The following is a 19,954-nucleotide window of genomic DNA, read 5'->3' on the forward strand; positions in this document are numbered from 1 at the left end:
AGGAGATTTAAAATATATGAAAATTGTAGATTTTAAACAAAGTCTAATCAATTTAAATATAGCTTAAACTTATTAAATAAAGTCTCACTTTTTTTAACTAAATTGAATAGTGATTTAATACTAAGTATAGATGTTTAGTATTAAATCAAATGTAATGATAGACATTTTAATTTTCTTAAAATGTCTATCATTTATTTTTTAGGTGAGATAATGGCTAAAAGAAAGATAATACAAAATATTAAAAAAATGATATAAGAAGGGTTGTGGAAAAGACTTAAATCAATGGTGTTTAGAACCATTGGTAATGAATATATGGACCAAATCGCAAGCAATATAAGATGCATGAATACTAGAAATATAAAGATAATAGAGCAGGGTGAATGAGAACATTATTAAGAATGATGTCTGCAAGATCAAGCAAACTGAGGAAGAAAGGCAAAAGATAATGAAAATTAAAACAAAGTTTGTATAAAATTTTAGAATAAACGTATGCTATACATCAGAGATGTGTAGCATATAAAGTCTCAATTTAAAATATAAAAAAGCTACACATTCTCATTTTAGAGAGTGTGTAGCTTTTTTAGAATCTAGAAAGATGGTGAATCAAGTGGCGAAAAGAAAGAGAAAACTTAATATTAATGAGTTAATTAAAAAAGGTAATGGGAAAGGAATAAGCAGTAAATATAAGTCGTGGATAGGGATACAAGATGTACCTTCTTTAGGTAGAAGTATAAGACTAATTGGATTTAAAGTTTGAATCCACCAAGTAAATCTAAAAGTGTTAATATTGCCAACTCTTGTATTATCAATACATACAAGACAATTAAATATTTTATATCATACCATTATGTTAAAAATTTACTTTTAATTTATGCTGATCTTAAATTTTATTTGTGCAATTCACTTTTTTAAAAGTTAATTTTCTTCATTAGTTTAATCTTCATTACACAACTTGACAATATAATTGTTTTCTAATTACATCTTTCATATAATATTACTTTTCCTCTGATAAGAAAAGTGTTTCAAAATTTTCAAAAATATATTTAATAACTTTTTCCGTTTCATCTTTGCAATTTGCATGCATATTATTTTTTTCTAAATAGCAACCAAATGAACAAAACTTTGTATATTCGCATTGGCTACATATAGCATTATTTTTATTTGATACACTACACATTTCATATTTTTTAACATCATCAATTTTTATTGTATCATTTGTAAAATATCCGATCTCTGTATTTACTTCTTGTGGACAAGAATATATCTTATTTGTTAAAAAGTCAAAAATCATAGTCGTATCACCGATACCACACCTTGATTTGTTATATCCGCTTCCTGAAATATATACTGAGATATTTTCATATACCTTAGAGTTTATATCAAGATTTGCATTGTTATACTTTGAAATTAGGTTTACATATTTTTTCAGTAATTCTAACTCATTAATTGTAGATTTATCCCTTAATACTTTATTTAAGCCAATCTCAATGTTTTGTAATCCCAATTCACAATCTAAATTGTCTAATAATTCTTCAATTGAATCTATATTTTTACTGTCGACATTTACTTGAATTACAAAAGGAATCTTTTCCTTTTGTAATTCAAGTAAATTTTTAATTATAGTTCTATAGGAATTATTTCCAACAAAAATTCTTCAATTGTTATGAATTCTTTCTGGCCCGTCAAGTGTAATAGTTAAATGGTTTATACTTGACTTGTTGTTTTTTATCAATTCATCAATTTTTATAGAATAACAGCCATTTGTAAAAAATGATAGTTTATTTTTCATATTTGCTACATCAAATAAATATTGTAGATTTTCTATGTTTTTATCAATAAATGGTTCTCCTCCAAATATTATTATCTCATTTTCTTTATCATCAATATGCTTAGATATAATCTTACTATATTCACCAATCTTTATATTTTTTATATCTTTATTATCGTATCTTTGAAAGCAATATACACAATTCAAATTACAATCATTTGTTATTTTATAATATATTTTTTTCTGCTTTTTAGTTCACAACTTTTTAGTTTTATTTCTTTTTCACCAATTCTAATATAATTATTTTCTATGTTTAAAATTGCATTAGTCCCATTACATTTAAATTTATACTCAAACAAAACATTTTCCTCCAATCGTAATAAGAAGTAGTACACTGTCAATTTTAATGCGAATGCTACTTCAATTATATTTATTTAACATATTACTGTAGTGTCATAATACTTAAATCTCCAAAATATTGTAATAGATTCATTTTATGAATTGTTTAATATTAACAAGTTTAATAGTATTGTAAAAAATTAATGATAAGCCACTCATTGTGAAATTCAAAAATTTGTTTTAGAAAACAAAGTATTATCAACACGACCTTACTTTAGACATTTGAATATAGGTTTTTAACAGCGAACAGACTAAAAATCTTACTAGAGTTTCTGTGAAATATCACCAAAAAACATTACATTTATACAAATTTCATTTTTTTAAACTCATCAGTATCGAAAATATCTTCAAATTTACCTCTTTGTACGATTTTACCATTATCCATTAACAGCACTTCATCAAACTTATTTAAGTCGTCTGATAATTTATGAGTAACCATAATAATGGTTTTCTCTTTCATATTAAGAAGAGTATTTTCTAATATTTCAGTTGTCTTTGCGTCAATGGCTGCAAAGGGCTCGTCCATAAGACATATTTCAGTGTTGGCTGTAAGCATTCTTATGATTCCTATAACTTGTTTTTCACCTCCACTTAACTGCTGTGAATTACTATTTGATTTTATAACATCTACAATTTTCATTTTTAAATTATCAGTGACTTTGTGTACATTTGATTCTGAATATGAAGAAAACACTGTAACATTATTCATAAAATCATTACAAAATATATGCTCATTTTGATTGACACAATACATAATATTAGCAGTATCCAAAGAATTTATATTTTCTCCATCAATCTTAATGTTGCCAGAAGCCGGTGTCATATATGACATAAGCATGTTAATCATAGTTGATTTTCCTGATCCACTATGGCCAATTAATGCGTACTTTTTGCCTTTTTCAAATTTGCAGCTGACGCCTTTTAAAGAAAAGTTAGCATAGTCATAAGTTACGTTATCGAATACGATATCAGTGTTAAATTTCTTCGTAACTATTAATTTATCATCTGGTATTTTTTTCAAATAAGAAAGCACTTTTTCTTTTGTTTGCTTCATGGAACTTACCGAATTCAAATCATACATTATGGAATCAATAGGGCCAATAAAACTATTTATATAACCAAAAGTTGCTACACATGTACCCACTGTTATTTCATGTTTAAATAATAAAAATGCCGCTATTATAAATGCAATTGCGCTTACAAAATTTAAACTAAGATATTCTAAAGACATTGCTAAACTTTTATATTTTCCATAGTTAAACCTCATATTTTTTGTATTAGCTAATACTTCTTCATGTTCTCTATTAATGCTTTTTCTTGTTCTGCTTTGGATAACTTTGAATCCTTCAAGAAAATCTTTAATTTTAGAAACATAAACGCCCATTTGATTTAGATAAGCGTTTTGCTTAGTTGCTAATTGTTTTGAAGTAAGTTTTGGAATTATTATTGTAAGTATTGATCCTAAAAGTATTGCAGTTGAGATTCTGAAATCTACATTTAAAAATAAGAAAACACCATAAATTATAATTCTGTTAGCAACTTGTACTATGTCTATCAATGGTGTTAAATAATCTTGTTCAAGTGCAGTTATATCATTTCCTTGTATTGAAATATACTCCCCTACATCTTTTGCTGAGAAATCCTCATAACTATAGTTAAAAATTGATTTAAAGAAATCCCCTTTTAATGATTGTTCAAAATTCAAAGAAGTTTTCCATGTAAAAATCATAGATAAATAGCTAAACAGCACAGAGCCCAATAAACATGTGACATATATAATTATAACCGTAAGAAAAGAGTGCGTTTCTGTTACATTTCCTGTAAATAAATCAAATAATTTTTTTTGTAACGCTGGTATTGCTGCAGCAGTTAATGCCATAAGCCCATCGAATAAAATTCTCATAAAAATAAAGAATTTTGTTTCATAAAAATACTTTTTCAATTTTCTCCCTCCTATTTTGCTTAAAGATTAGAATATAGTTTGTAAGCCTTAATATTTTTAATATTACCATTTTAATTATTTCATTTCAATATATTACATTAAATACAATAAGATAAAAATTTGTAATATTATATAAAAAATGTTGACTTATTGTAATAAAATATTATTATAATAATAAATGTAATATTTGTAAAATATTGATATGATACTGCAACAATGTAATTATATTTACAAGAGGAGTGTGTTAATTATTATGAATAAACAAATTTTAAGTAAATTTGAATTTTCAAAATCTATTGCATGACAAGTAGAGCCTAGTCAAGATTTTGTATATGTTTTAAATAATAAAAATCGAAAATGGTATTGTTTTAAAGATATATCTAAAGATATATGGTTGCAAATTGACCAGAATAAATGCTTAAATGATATACTTGAAGTTCTCATGGAAGAGTATCAGGTTGATTATGAAACTTTATATAATGATGTTAAAAGTTATATTAATGAATTAGTAGAAGAAGGATTGGTAACTCATAATGGATAGTTATACTTCATCTAGCATAGTAGAGAATTTGTTTTCTATGGTGGAAGAAGATAATACACTTTTTTCAGTTACTATAGAATTACTTACAAAGTGCAATTGGAAATGTAAACATTGTTACATACCTAATCATACTAGCGATGGGTTAAGTAAAGATATGGTTTTTAACATTTTTGAACAATTAAGAAATTTAGGTACTTTTGAAATTGTGCTTACAGGTGGAGAGATATTTTGTAGAAATGACATTGTAGATATTATTGAGAAAGCAAGACAAATGTTTTTTAAAGTCACTCTACTTACTAATGTATCACTAATGGATGAAGACATAATATCTAGATTATCAAAACTTCATCTATATAATATTTCATGTACAATATTTTCATTAGATGAAAGTATTCATGATTCATTCACAGAAATACCAGGTTCCTTAAAAAATGCCTTAAATAACATAATGTTAATAAAAAAATACGGCATACCATTGACAATAAAAACAGTACTAATGAATCAAAACTATAGTTCAGACAAAGAATTACAAGTTTTTTGTGAAAATAATGGATTTGAATACTCTGCTACTCCTATAGTTTCTTCAAAAAATAATGGAGACAATTCTCCACAAAAATTCAGATTATCACAAGAACAATTAGAAGAAGTGTTTCTATCAATTGATAATGTTGATGATATAAATTCACGTCATTTATCCATGAATGATTACGTATGCAATACAATTAGATCTTCATTATTCATTGGATATAACGGGGATGTTTATCCTTGCAATACTTTTAATATTCCAGTTGGGAATATATATAAAACTCCTATAGATATCATTTGGAACGATTCGGATATTTTGTCAAATATTAAGAATACTAAATGAGATGATTTAAAAGAATGTACGGGCTGTAATAATATGAAATATTGTTACAAATGTCCAGGAATTTCTTTACTTGAAGATGGTAGCATTTTATCGAAGTCCTCATTAGCATGTGCACATGCTAATATTAGACATAAATTATATTATAAAAAGGAGATGAAAAAATTAAAACTTACAAAAAACCTGAACTAAAAAAAGAAGCTCCAAAGGCATTACCAGAAATAGTTATTTCTTGTAGATGCAGTGGTTGCACTACTCATATGATATGCTAATTTAAGGCAATCGCAATAATTTTAATTAAATAAGTTCATTTAACTTATTAATAATACAGGTTAAATGAGCTTATTTCATAACAAAATACTTTTTATTGCAGTGAAAGGTTGGTAAAAAATGATGGATACTGACACCTCAAATATATATTCGGAAATTTATGATTTGGCAGAAAAAAATAATACTCTTGTAAATGTCATAATTGAATTATTAACTAAATGTAACTGGAAATGTAAGCATTGCTATATTCCATCTCATGACAATGAAGGAATCTCAAAAGAGGTACTATTTGATATGTTTACACAATTAAGACAACTTCCATGCTTTGATTTAACACTTACTGGTGGTGAAATATTTTATAGAAAAGACATAATGGACATCATCAGAAAAGCGCGTGAAATGAATTTTAACTTAACTTTGCTTACCAATGTATCTTTATTAGATGAAGAAAAAATAAAAGAATTAGCGCATTTATATATTAATCAAATATCATGTACAATATTTTCACTAGATGAAAATATTCATGATTCAATTACAGAAATACCAGGTTCCTTAAAAAAAGCCTTGAATAACATAATGCTAATAAAAAAATATGGAATCCCGCTAGAAATAAAGACGATAGTTATGAAACAAAATTATAATTCATTTAAAGATGTAGAAATATTTTGTAGTGAAAATGGGTTTCAATTTAAAGTTGACGCTGAAATTTTTTCCAAAAATAATGGGGATTCGGCACCGCACCAACTAAAAATGTCTGAAAATCAACTCCAAGAGGTTTTAGTTGATATCGATAAAATGAGGGGCTTTAGCATACATAAACATTCTGCAAATGAGCCAATATGTCCTATTATTAAGAGTTCTATATCTATAAATAGTAATGGAGATGTGTACCCTTGTAATAAATATTTCTATAAAATAGGTAATATTTACGATAATTCAATAAATCATATATGGAATGATAATTCTTTATTGAATAAAATTAAAAATTTGCAGTGGAAAGATTTACTAAAGTGTTTTGAATGTGAAAATAATGAATATTGTTCTAGATGTCCTGGAGTTGCTTTATTAGAGGATGGCAATTTATTAGGGAAATCTTCATTAGCATGTGAATTTGCTAATGTTAGATATAAATTATATTCAAGTAATAGTTAATAACATCATATATATATTATTATAAAAAGAACATGTATATAATTTGTATAGGCTGAATAAACAATACTCTTTTTTGATAATAATTGAGGTGGGCAAAATTGCAATTATTATAAAAAAGAGTATTTTGTTATGCATTTATAATAATGTATGTGTCTAATCATCTATAAATACTTTCCGCTAGCAATGGACACTCTTGTCAACTCCGTTTTACTATGCTGGCCTCTTAAATTGCTTCATTTGGTTTGAAAAACATCTTTAAATGCTATCATGTATATCAATGCATCTACTAGTTCTTCTCTACCTTCTGAAATATAATCTTTATCATTACACTCTTCATATATTTACTGATATATCACATCTCTAATTATCTTTTGTTTTAGGTCATTTAGGAAGGCATTTCCTATGCACTGCAATGGTTTGAAGTCCTTATATTTCCGTAAATTTACAATTAGTCACCAAAATTCATTTATTAGAAGAGGAGAAAATGAGATTAAGGAAGCATTATACATTGATAATATGGGCAAGTATTTTAATGAATGGACTGAGGATTTAAATGAATGTCCTGCAAATCATATACCAATAGCAATATATAGTAAAATGGATTTTTCACATCGAATATGCAGACAATCTGGTAAGTTTACTTTTCATGGACCAAAAGGGCCATTAAATTATGCATGGGATGATACAGTTGTGAAAGCTGTAATACTGGGGAAACTAATAAATTGGTAGAAAAAATAAGCATTAGTCCTTCGGCAGTTAAAGAAATAAATGAGTATCTTTGGCATTAGATATTAATAAAAAATCTATATATCGTAATAATCCTACTCAATTAGATAATATATGTGGTGAAATAAAGGAAGAAGAATTGAAGAAATTTAAAGATAGAATTGGTAAAACAAATAAATGTTTATCAGAAAGTGACAAATAGATGGATTAAAACTTGGAAGATAAGTTAGTTAATAATCTTATAAAAATATCGTAGTATTTTGTAAATAATATGCGGTAATTTTTTATTTGCTCAGAAAACGTAATATTATTACCTTATCCTTTTAAAATTGGTACTTGCTTAACCTATAATTACTTATGTGAATATTTCACGCCTCCGAAGACACCATTTCGCTTGTGGAAACCGATAATTCACAATAATAAAACCACTTGAATTTTAATTTAATTCGTTGAATGAGACCATTGATTCGGACTTAAGTACCACATTTTTGACAAGAATTACATGAGAAGTCATTTATGACTATCAATTCTTATTAGAAAGGAGCCAGAACAATGGCAAATAAAATTAATGTTAAACTCATTATGGAGCTTAAAGCAGCTGGATTCTCGCAAAATGTGATTGCTAAGACACATCACATTTCTAAAAGATCCATCTCCGATGTGTTAAACATAGCAAAAGAAAAACAGATTTTTTATGATGACATCAAGGATAAATCAGATAGTGAGGTATATCACTTCTTTTATCTAGATAAATTTGCCATAGAAACCATGTTTAAATTACCTGACTACAGCTACATTCACAATGAGTTAAAACGAATTGGAGTAACATTAAAGCATTTATACCAAGAGTATAAAGATTCTTGCAGTAAAGAAGGTACTATCCCTGTAGGATACACCAAATTTACTGAGGGCTATAGTGATTATGTTAAGCATTGTAACTTATCTAACCATTTAGACCACAAACCAGGTCAAAGTGTTGAGGTGGATTGGAGTGGAAAACAAATGGAGTTTGTAAACAAGGAAACTAGAGAAGTAACAAAGGTTCATCTATTTGTAGCTTGTCTACCATATAGTCAATATGCATATGTAGAGCCTACACTTGATGAGAAACAAGATACATGGCTTAGGTGTCATGTTCATATGTATGAGTTCTTTTCGCGAGTACCTGTAAAAACTGTGTGTGATAACCTTAAAGTTGGAGTAGTAAAGCATACAAAAGATAAAGCATACAAAAGAAGGAGAAATTGTTTTAACTGATGCATATGAGGCTCTTGGTAGCCACTACATTACAGCTATAATGCCTACGGCAGTTAGAAAGCCAAAATAGAAAGCATCAGTGGAAGTAACTGTTGGGAAAATAGCTACAGCTATTATCTCAAAGCTACGCCATTACACATTTTACTCACTTCCTGAATTGAAGATAGCGGTAGCTAGTGCTTTAAAATCCTTCAATGAAGCCATTTTCAAAAACGTTAATATAGCAGAGCAGAAGTATTTATGGAAGAAAGAAACTACTTAAGACTTCTTCCAATAGTACCTTATGAATTAGCAATATGGGAATACAACCGTAAGGTTTATCCTAACAGCCACGTATGTATAGAAAAGAACTTTTACTCTGTTCCGTTTGCTTATGCAGGTCAACATGTAGATGTTAAGATTACAGATAGCAGTATTGAAATTCATAATAATCATCAACGTATCTCCACACATCCAAGATTTCCACTTTATGTGAGCAACCACTATGCTACGCATAAGGAAGACATGGCGGATGCCTTTAAGCAACCAGAGATGAATGATCTTAGGATAAAGCAATGGGCAGCAAGTATTGGTACTCACACATATGAATTAGTAGAACGTCTATTTAAAAGTGTAACCATTAAAGAGCAAGCTTATAACGCAGCCTTGTCTGTTTTAAAATTAAGTAAGAGCTATTCCAATTGTCGTCTTGAAACTGCTTTGCCTATGATGCGTGTACCTAGATATAAACAACTTAAATCAATATTAGCAAGTAATCAAGATATATCTTATGCAGAAAAGTAAACTAAATATTTCAAATCTATACAGCAAAATATGGAGTCCTCTGGTTATATAAGGGGTTCTGAGTATTATGGAGGTGGGAAATATGATTAGTGATGAAACCAAGCGTAAGCTTAGGGAACTTGGACTAGACGAAATGAATGATATCTTGAAAATTCAAGAGAGCGATCCTGCTCTTTATACTTCAATGCCTTTTGATGAAAGACTTAATCTAGCTATTGACAGCCTATATCAATATAAGAATAACAATTGTGCAAAGCATCTCATTAAGCAATTACATCTTAGATTTATAGATGCAGATATTAATACAATTTATTATGCTCAACGAGGGTTAGATAAGAATAAAATAATTGAACTCTCAACTTGTCAATATATGCGTAATAATGCAAGTCTGGTGTTACATGGATTCACAGGCTCTGGAAAAACCTTTCTAGCCTGTGCCCTAGGAAAGGCAGCCTGTAGACAATTATACAGAGTAAGGTATATTAGAATACCTGAACTTCTAGACCTTCGTGACCAAGCTGTTGCCGAAGGTAGAGGTATAAGTAAACTTGTAACTAAGTTCTCAAATTATCATCTTTTAATCCTAGATGAATGGTTAATGAATCAACTTTCAGATGAGGATGTTAGGTTTATCTTCGAGCTCACAGAAAAGCGTTATGACTGCTACTCTACTATATTTTGTACTCAGTATAAAATTTCAGATTGGCATACTCGCTTAGGTGGTGGAACTCTGGCTGATGCCATTCTAGATCGTATAGTCCATAACTCCATCCGAATAGAGACAAGAAGCATAAACATGAGAGAACATTTTTCAGCTAATTTATCTGAGGATGTTTAATATTATAGGTACCGCCTTAGAGCGGTACTTATAAGTGAATAAATAGTTCCCTTACCGTGAATTGATGATTTTGATTAAACTTTGTTTTAAAAAAATAAGTAGAAAAAAGATAGTAAGTAAATATTTTGATCAAACTTTGTTTTAAAATTTAATTGTATTTTACATGTAGTTTTGGGTTTATAGAGTTATGGTTTGATCAAACTTTGTTTTAAACCAACAAAAATGTAGCTTTATAAAAAAGTTTGATCATTTATAATAAAGTTTGATAATTTGTAATAAAGTTTGATTAAAAACATCTCACTTCTATAGATTTTTAGAGGTGAGGTTTTTTTATTGGAAATCTATGATAATATCACTTTGAGATTGTGAAGAAATGAATTTAAACTAAACTAGCTAATAGAAGCTGTTTGTTATTCAATTAATGGGCGCGATTGTTTAATAAGCGTCCCTGTTCTAGCTAATAGTTTGTCAATAATTTTCTGTTAAAAGTTTAATATGCACGTGCTATACTAAAAAGCGCATGACAAATAACCTTCCTAAAGTTTGTTTTTGGAAGGTTTCCTGAAGCATACCCTGATGCGCCAAAAGTGACTGTAGCAACTGGAAATTCACCAAGGATTTTTGATGATCTGACCAGGAAACTCCACTTGACAAAACACAGGCCACCCCATAAGTCATGAAATAGCTGCCTGGGACGGCCCTGTTTGAGTTTAACTATAGTTTTTACTTAAAGGGGATGATACCTGCTATATTTCGTATCCGTGATCTTTTAAATACAACTCACCTGCTACGCATAGCTCCTCAAGCTCTCGAATGCCCATATATCTATTGTTCCAGGGCGTTACCTTTTCTTCCGTTAGTGAATAGGAGTAGACCAAAGCAGTCCGTTCAAATGTCTCATCATCCGGATTTTCATACCGCTCGCATAGGTCCATAACAGAATTGTACACCCCCAATGCACTCGCATTGTACTCTTCGGATGTATATAGTCTTAAATATTTGAATTGGTTCAGTGATGTAGCTCTTTCGATGGATTCAAGCAGAATTTTTCTTCCAAAGCCTTTGCTCCGCCATTTAGGCAAAACACCGTACCAACTGAGCCATACGGAATCTCTGTCAGCTTCTACAGTATAAATGCCCGAAATCCCTATGGCAGTTTCATTCTCGTACACAATCCAATAAGCATAGCCCGGATCATTGTTATCAATAGAATTTTTGATGTGCAGAATATCAGGCGAATTCGAAAAAATTTCCTTTTGAATGGTATAGGCCAGTTTTAAATTCTGTTGAGTAACTTCTATAAAATGCATGATTGTAGCACCTCGCTTAATTTCATTATAGTTGTTGAAAATATTTGCTCTCTTCTTACTTGGAAATTCCTCGCCAAAAGACTGTCCAAGTTGACTCCAGCTTCTCGTTAATTCGCTCTGGACTTGAATCATAGAGTAACTCCAGCATCAAGGTATCAACAATCCCAGTAAATGCACTTGCCGGAATAGAGGGGTGTTCCTTATAGATCTCTTCTTCCTTCATCCACTCAGCGAACTTCGCTTCAAGCATCTCCATGACCTGGTCTTCAATGGCAAAGACTTCATTTATTATCACATGATAAAGATGTTCGGGCGGAAAGAAGGAGATACGCAGCCAGAATTTCATGCGCTCGTCTAACTGAAATAGTTCTTTAACCATCACTAGATATGCATGTAATGATTTCTCCGGCGAATCATTTTTATGATTATTAAAGAACGAAAGCTTTGTGTTCAACTCAACTTCACCGGCATCACGTATAACCTGAAGAAATAAATCATCTTTGCCTTTGAAATGGGAGTATAAGGATTGTTTCTTCAATCCAACTTCTTCGGCTATTTTCGAAAGAGAAGCCCCTTCATATCCGTGAATGGTAAAGTATTTCAGTGCTGCACGTTTAATCTCATCACTTTTCATTGAAAACCACTCCTTATTTACTTACGAACGTTCGTAAGTAATCATAACAGATTAAATAACAGAAATCAATATAAATAACAGAAAAATAACATGTATAAAGCCCTAATGAACCACTACCAACAACGGAGGATTACAGTATTATTTTAAACAACAATGATAAACCTGTAGCAATTATTAAAACAGTAGAAGTTACACTAACTCCTATGAATGAAGTCACGGAGGAGTTCGCTATTGCAGAAGGTGAAGGAGATAGAACCTATAAATATTGGTGGGAAGCTCATGAAAAGTTTTTCAGAAATAAATTAAACGCAACCGGACGTGAATTTTCGGAAGATATGCTCCTTGTTTGTGAGCGTTTTAAAGTGGTGGATGTGAAGAATGGGTAAAGATTCATTCTTAAGCAATCGGGCGCCATTATGGAATAAGTGCCTCTTTTCCTTCTTCAACCTAACGGGTGCTTTAATTGAAGATTCGCATCCAGAAATAATCAATCTTTATTATAAAAATCAAACTAGATAAATAAAGAACCAACTGTTTTGATCAAACTTTGTTTCAAAACAGTTGGTTTCTTTCTGTATAAAATCAGCGTTTGCAACTTACTTTTAATCGAACTTTATTCAAAAGCTACAAAAAGTGAGTTAGAAAAGTTATTAAAAGAATACAAAGAAACTGAAAGATGCATAGAGTTTTCCATAGATTTATTAGAAGAACAAGATTATGCAAAAGGAAAGCTCGAATTAATTAAAATAATTATAGCTGATATAGAAAAAGTATTAGCTAACTAAATTAGCGGGTTATCATTTAATATAGTCCACAGTCTGAACCTTTTATAGGGGGAGGACTGTGGACTTTTTTATTATTTCATTTTCATCCTCAAGCCTAGCCATCTTCTTTAACATAGTTTGATAGTCTGCCGCTGTAATAGTTGTATCTTTATCCACAGTTACTGGCTTAATTTTCTTCACCCATCCTGTGATTGCTGATTTTGATAGACAATACTCGCTACTTAGCGCTGCCAAACTCTTTCCAGAGTTATAGAGCTCCGTAATTGTCTTTCTAAATTCTTCTGTGTATTGCTTTTTGCCTTTTGCCATTTCAGATACACTTCCTTCCCTTTCTATATTTTAGAGCGTTGGGGTTTTCATGTCTACAATATTATACTAACACCATTTTGGGGTTTATATAAAGAATAGATTACTTGGATTATAGGTTTTAGGAATGATTGTCAATAGAGCATACTTTGAAGGTAAATGACATAAGTACATTAATTCTATGTCATTAGAGTTCGAATTTTTATTTGAAATATTTCATAAGCTATTTATGAAGGAGATAGGGCTTAAACCTAATATACTTTATAGAAGGATAAAACAGTTTGAAGAAAATTAATGATTAATTAATGAATAAATTATTGTAACACACCATATATAATGGTATAGTTAATATGAAAAGTGTCAATAATACTTGATAAATAAAACTAATATCCTGTGAAATGAGGGTGTGTTATGAAAATAGTTAGTATTAAAATTCATGGTTATAAGAATCTAATAAATTGTCAATATGCTTTGGAAAATTTTAATGTACTAATAGGTGCAAATAATAGTGGAAAATCTAACTTGCTAGAAGTGTTTTCTTTTTTAAATATACTTTTAACTGGAAGTGAAGATTTAAAAGAAAGACTTTTAAGTAAAGGTGAATTAGATAACGATAAAATAGTATCTCATTGTAAGAATTTTAAAGAGAAAGCTATTTCTATTGAAATCGAATTTAACGAAGAAGTGAATGGTGAACTTTATAGATATTCATATTTTATTGAAGTAGTAGTTGGAAGTCATGATTTTGATACTGGATATGTAAACAAAGAACTATTTAAATATAAGAAAATAAGTTCTACAGGTCCAATGTCAACAGCTTTTGAGAGAGAAAATACAATTGTAAGAAGAGTAAAAGGCCCTAAAATTCAAAAGATAGATGGTTCCGAGGCATTGGTATCACTTATTAGTAAAATACGAGATATTAAAGAAAGTTTTGATAAACCTATACAGATAGGAATAGACAATATTTTTCTTTTATGCAAAACTCCAGTATTATATAGTGCACCAGATGTGATAAGAGAATCAATAAAAAAACAAAATTATGTAATAAAAAATGGGAGAATAGTATCACTTGCTCTTATTGAGGAAATCGATAAGATATTAAAATCCGAGAAAGCTCAATATTATAGAGAAATATTAAATGATGTATTAAATATTAGCAATATTAATGTTATTAATATTGCTCAGGATTTAAAAAGCTTAGTGTTCAAATTTAATGATGAACAAGAAAATGATATAAATGAACTGTCAGATGGAACTCTTATTGTACTTAATATAGTAACTTATCTTGTATCAAATAAATATCCTGTTATTGCAATAGAGGAGCTTGAAAACTCAATACATCCTAAACTATTGAAAAAGATGATAAATTTAATAAAAAATGATTTTTATAATATACAAGTAATAATAACTACTCATTCACCAGTGCTTCTAAACATGGTTAAAGTTGATGAAGTAAGTATAATAAGTAATAGGGCATGTGGTAAAGCAACTATAGAGCAAGTTAAAAATAAGAAAGAATTAATCAAAAAATTATCAGGACCCTTTTCAAGTTTTAGTGATATATTTTTATATACAGAGGAATAGTGTATGGCTAAATATGAAGAAAAAAGTAAAAAACTTGCGTATATTTTTTATGAGGGAGATACAGAAGAAATCTTCTATAAAAGAATTTTTTTACAATATTTAAGAGGTATACCTAATAAAACTAAAAATCTTGAAACAGGTACTGGTATTAATAAAAGTATTGCAGCTGAATTATATTATTTTTTAAACAAAAAAGAAAATAAGAATATAGAGTTGTATGTGTATGTTTTTATTGATAGAGAGGGTACGAAAAGTGATTTAGTGGAATTTGATGCTGATGCAATAAAAAAGGCATTGAATAAAAAGCAGATTAAAAGAATTGAAAAAATAGAAGCTATTATAATGATAGAAAGTTGGTTCTTTTATGATATAGAAGGTATTTGTGATTATATAGGAATACCTTGTACAGATAACTTAAGGAGAACATATTCCAATACAGAAAGGCTTACCCATAAAGAATTGCAAGTACTTTTTAGAAAAGGTACAAGAAAGCAACATTATATAAAGGGAGATAAGAGCTTTTTAGAAAAATTGGATATAGATAAAATCCACAAAAATTGTAGTGCGTTAAAAGATGGTATTAATATGATAAAAGGTGATTTTGAATTAGATTAAAATAATGTATTCAGAATGTTATTTTCTATAAGTGACTTTGCTTAAAAAAAATAAGTAATGTTGCATATAGGAAATGGCATTTTTTTGTTGTCAAGAAAAAGGATAAAGGCATTGATTGGAGGATTGTTGCAAATAAAGAAATACCATTAGGTAAAGCAAAAAATATTGAATGGATATTATCTTCGCTGGAATTAGATAAAAATGAAATCTTTAATGAAGGTGAAAAGAATATGATTTCTAAAATGTTAGAGTCAAAACTATATAAAAACCCTAAAACAAAAGGAAGTGAAAGTGAATAATATGCATTTAACTGTTAATATGACTATAAAATACAAAAATAGCAATGAAATTGAAAGGGTGTTATGGCTAGATTACTTTAGTGATTTGCTATATTTATAATATATTTAAGCATAATTTAGGAAATGAATTATTAAAAACTTCATTAATTTTAATATTTAATAAACACTCTAAAATCTATTTATTCCATATTTTTGCTAGAATTTTAATTAGCTTTTATGTTTTTTATAAGGCATCAATATACTTCTTGTACCAGTTAAATTAGGTAGTAAATACTTATTATTTTAATATTACTAAATTCCTTAACGTACTTTTATTAAAGATAGCTTTAAAGAATAAACTAGTATATTTGACTAATTATAGTAATACAATTTTGCTTAAAAGTTAATTTTTATACTCTTTGGATGGTTGTGAAAATAAGAAAGAGAGTGAGCTTACCAATTTTTAATTCAAGGATTCAGAATTATTTTATTACTAAATGAATAAAAACACCATATATGGACAAGCTATGAATATAAAGTAAATTTCAAAGGAGTTGTTTATATTATGAAAATTAAACCTAGCATAATTATTACTGACTTACAGGAGTACGTAAATATATTCAATATCTCATTAACTGAAGAAGCAATAAAAACTTTGATGGATGTAGAAAATTTTGCATATAAATGTAATAATCCGGCGAACTTCAAACTTTTTTTTAGCAAAATAATAAGGAATTCAAAGGTGATACAAAACATACTTGTTGATAAAGGAACTAATCCTAATCTAATAGCATTAATTTTAGAGAAAGACTATTATGAAAGTATAGATGAATTAGCAACATATGAGAAAGACAGTGAAGTGTATTCTAAGGTATATCAGAGAAAAAACTGTGAAAAAACAGCTATTATTGATAGTGCATTAGAATATTGCACCAGAGATTATAGAAATATGTTAGAAAATACAGATATCATCTTAGCTGCTATGGATGAGTATGAAAGAATTTTGGAGCAGGATGGTGGGCAATGGGTAGATAAAGAATTGAATAAGGGAGTTAATACTTTATCTCATGTGTATGGTAGATATGATAAAAGTTTATGGGTTAAATTTGATGATATAAGAGAGGGATTACTTAGAATTAAGAAGATTGATAAATATAATAAGGCTTCATAATATTATGATAGCTATGCAAGTTATGTATTTTAAACAGGTTATTGCAAAAGGATTTTATTAAATAATTTTGCAATAACTTCTTTTATTATATAATAAAGAATGATGGTATGAACCTTATATAATAAAAATAAAAAACAAGTGGTGATGGTATGTATAATTTAATAAAAATATTTTTAGATATTAAAGGTAAAAAGAATAAAAAGTTTGATATTGTAGAATTAGAGAATTTTATTATTAATAGATGTGGTGGACAGAGTGGTTATTATAGTCAAGGAGGTTATGAAGCTTTTTATGATGCAATGCAAAATCTTAAGGCTGAGGGGAAAATTAAAGAAGTGAAAACATCTGATAGTAATAAAAGATATAAGTTTCCTATGAAGATTAGATGGAGCTTAGTTACTAATGAAGTTAAACAGCAGTGGCTTGATGAAGACATAATTATGGTTTCAGATATTTTAGATTTAAAAACTTACCTGAGATATCCAAAATATCAAACAAAAGAAGAATGGAAGTACATTCTGAATATTTATTCATTTTTGAAGGAAAATGATAAAAGACAATGGGCTAGTGTAGAAGAAAGATGTCTTGAATTATTTGAGGATGAAAAATTTTTAACAGAAAATGAAGATGGTAAAAAAAATAATAAAGTTCTAAAGAGGTTAGGGCTTAAGTTAGAGGATATAAAGGCTAAGCAATATGGCGAGCAGTTTATTTACTGGAACAGAGGCGTAAGTAATATAAAAACAATTATTATTCTTGAAAATCATTCAACTTTCTTTTCATTTAAAAAAGCCGTTCAAAGTGGAATTGATATTTTTGGAATTGAACCTGATGCCCTTATTTTTGGGTATGGTAATAAAATATTAAGTAGTTTTTCTTTTATTGATGAAATTGCTGACCCAAGTACTATTAAGGTTTATTATTTTGGAGATATAGATCCCGTTGGATTTAGTATTTATGTAGGGTTAAGAGAAAAGTATTCTAATATAGATATAAACTTATTAGCACCGGCTTATATTGAGCTTTTAAAGATATGTAATAAAGATTATAGCTGTAAAGATCATGTTAAGAAACAGAAGCATTTAGACTTAATGCTAAAAGAACTTAGGCAGTTCAGTTGTGAAACCTACCAAGATAGGATTAAAAGATTATGGGAGTTGAAGCTGAGGATTCCACAAGAGTTAATAACTTATGAATACTTACTAAAAATGAAGGGAGCGATATAGAGGAATGGATTTGGTGCAGAATGGAATAAAAGATAGATTAAAAAAGATAAATGCAATTAGGCTTATGGGGACTGGTATTGATATTGGAGATTTAACAAGCTATGCCCATGAAATAGTTTTGTATCTTTTACTAAGCATATTTAGAAGAGAAATTACTGAAAACACAAATAGGACTAGAAGTGATATGTTATATATGGTTTCTGATATTATAAGAGATATGAATTTAGATAGTACGAATAAAAATATTGAAAGACTTGTTGACGGATTATTATGGTATAAAGACCCAGATAGGCAAGAACCATTTTCTTGTCCTATATATAACGAAGAAACAAGACAACATGAGGTTTATAAGTTTAGATATTTAAAAGAGGATAGAGAGAACTCCCATTGGGAGCAGGGTGGAAGTACAGTATATATGCTTACTGAAGAGGCACAGGAGATTATTTTTATTACCCGAGAGATGCTTGAGGAGTTTGGTTTTGATGTAGAACAATTTTATACTTTACAGCTTATTAAAAGCGGAAACTTTAATAAAGCATTAAATAGTATAAGTAATTTAATTGCAAGGGTAAAGACTTTGATTAGAAGAGAAAGGGATTATCGTCAAGATATGATTAGAAGTCCTCAAATAATATTTTTTGATATCAAAAGAGATAGAAGAAAAAGCGAACAGGAAATTAAAAATCAATTTGATGATGAAAAGAAGAACTTTGAGGATATGTTAGCCTGGAAAAATAGATTAGAAAGTTTTCCAAAAGATAAGCGTAATGAGGCAGAGAAGCTTTTTAGAGAAGTGGAAAAAGCGAGAGTACTTCATAATCAGCTAGCTAAAATAGTTATAGATAATATAGCTTATGAGGTAAGGATAAGAGTAAATTATCCAGAGAGCTTCTGGGTTACATCAAGAGTATCTTTTAAAAAGGATATATGGCAAAATATAGTGGCGAAAAATGGTTTACCAACTTTTGATTTAATTGAAGCTTTGGTGGCTCCAATATTATCACCAAAAATCGAGTTTATATATCCATTGGATTGGGCATGGGAAGAGCAAATAGGGATTAAGGATAATGAAAGTGAAGAAATAGATGAGATTAGCGTAGATGAAGATGAGGAATATCAAGATAAAAAAGTTGTGAATTGGGAGCTTATCTTACAGGTGTGGCAGCCAATTTTTGATGATTTTATTGAAGGAAAAGGTTTTTGTATTACTGAGTTGAAAGATAAGGATGTGCTTTATAAAGAAGCGTGGCTTTCAGAGCGTAAAAATGTTGAGATATTTATGATGTTTGTAATTACAAGCATTACCTTCACCGAAAAAAGCACTGAATTTGAGAAGATGGATGAGAGAATGATACTTTTTAACAAGTTGTGTAGAAAAAATGAAAAATATAAAAAGCTTATAGGAAAAACTATTGTTTCAAGGCTTGAGGAGGAGCAAGCTCCCCTATGTTTAGAAAATTTATTCATATCACCTTATAAGATTTTTATTAATAATTAGGAG

Annotated in this window: 22 protein-coding genes and 2 pseudogenes; 17 read left to right on the forward strand and 7 right to left on the reverse strand. The window is 28.9% G+C overall.

Features of this window, described 5'->3' with window-relative positions; genetic code table 11:
* The first annotated feature begins 607 nt into the window (after positions 1-607).
* A complete protein-coding gene (locus KQI89_RS08620) occupies positions 608-757 on the forward strand; it encodes a hypothetical protein (protein ID WP_216456769.1) in 150 nt (49 codons plus the stop codon).
* A 237-nt stretch (positions 758-994) separates the two neighbouring features.
* Here KQI89_RS08620 and KQI89_RS08625 read toward each other — a convergent pair whose 3' ends face one another.
* The 4 genes from KQI89_RS08625 to KQI89_RS08640 form a co-directional block, all read right to left on the reverse strand.
* Complete coding sequence (locus KQI89_RS08625) at positions 995-1,504, reverse strand: hypothetical protein (protein ID WP_216456770.1); 510 nt, start codon at positions 1,502-1,504, stop codon at positions 995-997.
* Between the two features lie 150 nt (positions 1,505-1,654).
* Positions 1,655-1,975, reverse strand: coding sequence for a radical SAM protein (locus tag KQI89_RS08630; RefSeq protein ID WP_216456771.1), 321 nt, complete (start codon positions 1,973-1,975; stop codon positions 1,655-1,657).
* 14 nt (positions 1,976-1,989) lie between these two features.
* On the reverse strand, positions 1,990-2,127 hold the full coding sequence (locus KQI89_RS08635) for a hypothetical protein (RefSeq protein ID WP_216456772.1): 138 nt from the start codon (positions 2,125-2,127) through the stop codon (positions 1,990-1,992).
* A 341-nt stretch (positions 2,128-2,468) separates the two neighbouring features.
* Positions 2,469-4,109 (reverse strand): ATP-binding cassette domain-containing protein, encoded by a 1,641-nt coding sequence (locus KQI89_RS08640; protein WP_216456773.1) that lies wholly within the window; start codon positions 4,107-4,109, stop codon positions 2,469-2,471.
* A gap of 346 nt (positions 4,110-4,455) precedes the next feature.
* Between KQI89_RS08640 and KQI89_RS08645 the strand changes: the two are divergent.
* The 9 genes and pseudogenes from KQI89_RS08645 to KQI89_RS08675 form a co-directional block, all read left to right on the forward strand.
* A pseudogene (locus KQI89_RS08645) lies at positions 4,456-4,650 on the forward strand (PqqD family protein); the annotation flags it as partial.
* The gene (locus KQI89_RS08650; RefSeq protein ID WP_216456774.1) at positions 4,643-5,518 is read left to right on the forward strand and encodes a radical SAM/SPASM domain-containing protein; all 876 of its coding nucleotides are present in this window, start codon (positions 4,643-4,645) and stop codon (positions 5,516-5,518) included. The pseudogene KQI89_RS08645 and the gene KQI89_RS08650, both read left to right, overlap by 8 nt.
* A 387-nt stretch (positions 5,519-5,905) precedes the next feature.
* Positions 5,906-6,937, forward strand: coding sequence for a radical SAM/SPASM domain-containing protein (locus tag KQI89_RS08655; protein WP_216456775.1), 1,032 nt, complete (start codon positions 5,906-5,908; stop codon positions 6,935-6,937).
* Positions 6,938-7,339: 402 nt separating this feature from the next.
* A complete protein-coding gene (locus tag KQI89_RS08660; protein WP_216456776.1) occupies positions 7,340-7,666 on the forward strand; it encodes a hypothetical protein in 327 nt (108 codons plus the stop codon).
* A 49-nt stretch (positions 7,667-7,715) separates the two neighbouring features.
* Positions 7,716-7,865, forward strand: coding sequence for a hypothetical protein (locus KQI89_RS08665; protein ID WP_216456777.1), 150 nt, complete (start codon positions 7,716-7,718; stop codon positions 7,863-7,865).
* A 350-nt stretch (positions 7,866-8,215) separates the two neighbouring features.
* Positions 8,216-8,920 carry a hypothetical protein gene (locus KQI89_RS17645; protein WP_246583037.1) on the forward strand — a complete coding sequence of 235 codons (705 nt, stop codon included), beginning with the start codon at positions 8,216-8,218 and terminating at the stop codon, positions 8,918-8,920.
* 79 nt (positions 8,921-8,999) lie between these two features.
* The gene (locus tag KQI89_RS17650) at positions 9,000-9,182 is read left to right on the forward strand and encodes a hypothetical protein (RefSeq protein ID WP_246583038.1); all 183 of its coding nucleotides are present in this window, start codon (positions 9,000-9,002) and stop codon (positions 9,180-9,182) included.
* On the forward strand, positions 9,161-9,703 hold the full coding sequence (locus KQI89_RS17655) for a Mu transposase domain-containing protein (protein ID WP_246583039.1): 543 nt from the start codon (positions 9,161-9,163) through the stop codon (positions 9,701-9,703). The genes KQI89_RS17650 and KQI89_RS17655 overlap by 22 nt, the downstream gene beginning before the upstream one ends.
* A gap of 67 nt (positions 9,704-9,770) precedes the next feature.
* Positions 9,771-10,541: an ATP-binding protein gene (locus KQI89_RS08675; RefSeq protein ID WP_246583040.1), complete on the forward strand. Its 771-nt coding sequence runs from the start codon at positions 9,771-9,773 to the stop codon at positions 10,539-10,541.
* A gap of 746 nt (positions 10,542-11,287) precedes the next feature.
* Here KQI89_RS08675 and KQI89_RS08680 read toward each other — a convergent pair.
* Positions 11,288-11,983 carry a GNAT family N-acetyltransferase gene (locus KQI89_RS08680; RefSeq protein WP_216456778.1) on the reverse strand — a complete coding sequence of 232 codons (696 nt, stop codon included), beginning with the start codon at positions 11,981-11,983 and terminating at the stop codon, positions 11,288-11,290.
* Positions 11,907-12,485 carry a TetR/AcrR family transcriptional regulator gene (locus tag KQI89_RS08685; RefSeq protein WP_216456779.1) on the reverse strand — a complete coding sequence of 193 codons (579 nt, stop codon included), beginning with the start codon at positions 12,483-12,485 and terminating at the stop codon, positions 11,907-11,909. Before KQI89_RS08685 ends, KQI89_RS08680 begins: the two co-directional genes overlap by 77 nt.
* A gap of 116 nt (positions 12,486-12,601) precedes the next feature.
* Between KQI89_RS08685 and KQI89_RS08690 the strand changes: the two are divergent.
* Both KQI89_RS08690 and KQI89_RS08695 read left to right on the forward strand, forming a co-directional pair.
* Positions 12,602-12,871: pseudogene (locus tag KQI89_RS08690) on the forward strand (ASCH domain-containing protein); the annotation flags it as partial.
* Between the two features lie 150 nt (positions 12,872-13,021).
* On the forward strand, positions 13,022-13,270 hold the full coding sequence (locus KQI89_RS08695; protein WP_246583041.1) for a hypothetical protein: 249 nt from the start codon (positions 13,022-13,024) through the stop codon (positions 13,268-13,270).
* A gap of 42 nt (positions 13,271-13,312) precedes the next feature.
* On the opposite strand, the gene KQI89_RS08700 is transcribed toward KQI89_RS08695, so the two are convergent.
* Positions 13,313-13,579 carry a transposase gene (locus tag KQI89_RS08700; RefSeq protein WP_216456780.1) on the reverse strand — a complete coding sequence of 89 codons (267 nt, stop codon included), beginning with the start codon at positions 13,577-13,579 and terminating at the stop codon, positions 13,313-13,315.
* Positions 13,580-13,987: 408 nt separating this feature from the next.
* On the opposite strand from KQI89_RS08700, the gene KQI89_RS08705 reads away from it, so the two are divergent.
* The 5 genes from KQI89_RS08705 (at position 13,988) to KQI89_RS08725 (ending at position 19,951) form a co-directional block, all read left to right on the forward strand.
* Entirely contained in the window at positions 13,988-15,163 is a 1,176-nt protein-coding gene (locus KQI89_RS08705) for an AAA family ATPase (protein ID WP_216456781.1), read from the forward strand.
* A 3-nt stretch (positions 15,164-15,166) separates the two neighbouring features.
* Positions 15,167-15,778, forward strand: a complete 612-nt coding sequence (locus tag KQI89_RS08710) for a DUF4276 family protein (RefSeq protein ID WP_216456782.1) — start codon at positions 15,167-15,169, stop codon at positions 15,776-15,778.
* Between the two features lie 843 nt (positions 15,779-16,621).
* Positions 16,622-17,227, forward strand: coding sequence for a hypothetical protein (locus KQI89_RS08715; RefSeq protein WP_216456783.1), 606 nt, complete (start codon positions 16,622-16,624; stop codon positions 17,225-17,227).
* Between the two features lie 149 nt (positions 17,228-17,376).
* Positions 17,377-18,453, forward strand: a complete 1,077-nt coding sequence (locus KQI89_RS08720) for a Wadjet anti-phage system protein JetD domain-containing protein (RefSeq protein WP_216456784.1) — start codon at positions 17,377-17,379, stop codon at positions 18,451-18,453.
* A gap of 4 nt (positions 18,454-18,457) precedes the next feature.
* Complete coding sequence (locus KQI89_RS08725) at positions 18,458-19,951, forward strand: hypothetical protein (protein WP_216456785.1); 1,494 nt, start codon at positions 18,458-18,460, stop codon at positions 19,949-19,951.
* Positions 19,952-19,954 lie beyond the last annotated feature (3 nt).

This window comes from Clostridium simiarum, from assembly GCF_018919175.1.
Taxonomy (GTDB): Bacteria; Bacillota; Clostridia; order Clostridiales; family Clostridiaceae; genus Clostridium_L; species Clostridium_L simiarum.

What these genes read in the sequence shown, in the direction of transcription:
- KQI89_RS17655 (WP_246583039.1), top strand. Translation starts at nt 9,161, where the DNA reads ATGGAAGAAAGAAACTACTTAAGACTTCTTCCAATAGTACCTTATGAA.
- KQI89_RS08715 (WP_216456783.1), top strand. Translation starts at nt 16,622, where the DNA reads ATGAAAATTAAACCTAGCATAATTATTACTGACTTACAGGAGTACGTA.
- KQI89_RS08725 (WP_216456785.1), top strand. Translation starts at nt 18,458, where the DNA reads ATGGATTTGGTGCAGAATGGAATAAAAGATAGATTAAAAAAGATAAAT.
- KQI89_RS08710 (WP_216456782.1), top strand. Translation starts at nt 15,167, where the DNA reads ATGGCTAAATATGAAGAAAAAAGTAAAAAACTTGCGTATATTTTTTAT.
- KQI89_RS08675 (WP_246583040.1), top strand. Translation starts at nt 9,771, where the DNA reads ATGGAGGTGGGAAATATGATTAGTGATGAAACCAAGCGTAAGCTTAGG.
- KQI89_RS08650 (WP_216456774.1), top strand. Translation starts at nt 4,643, where the DNA reads ATGGATAGTTATACTTCATCTAGCATAGTAGAGAATTTGTTTTCTATG.
- KQI89_RS08680 (WP_216456778.1), bottom strand. Translation starts at nt 11,983, where the DNA reads ATGATTCAAGTCCAGAGCGAATTAACGAGAAGCTGGAGTCAACTTGGA.
- KQI89_RS08700 (WP_216456780.1), bottom strand. Translation starts at nt 13,579, where the DNA reads ATGGCAAAAGGCAAAAAGCAATACACAGAAGAATTTAGAAAGACAATT.
- KQI89_RS08705 (WP_216456781.1), top strand. Translation starts at nt 13,988, where the DNA reads ATGAAAATAGTTAGTATTAAAATTCATGGTTATAAGAATCTAATAAAT.
- KQI89_RS17645 (WP_246583037.1), top strand. Translation starts at nt 8,216, where the DNA reads ATGGCAAATAAAATTAATGTTAAACTCATTATGGAGCTTAAAGCAGCT.
- KQI89_RS08655 (WP_216456775.1), top strand. Translation starts at nt 5,906, where the DNA reads ATGATGGATACTGACACCTCAAATATATATTCGGAAATTTATGATTTG.
- KQI89_RS08660 (WP_216456776.1), top strand. Translation starts at nt 7,340, where the DNA reads ATGCACTGCAATGGTTTGAAGTCCTTATATTTCCGTAAATTTACAATT.
- KQI89_RS08685 (WP_216456779.1), bottom strand. Translation starts at nt 12,485, where the DNA reads ATGAAAAGTGATGAGATTAAACGTGCAGCACTGAAATACTTTACCATT.
- KQI89_RS08720 (WP_216456784.1), top strand. Translation starts at nt 17,377, where the DNA reads ATGTATAATTTAATAAAAATATTTTTAGATATTAAAGGTAAAAAGAAT.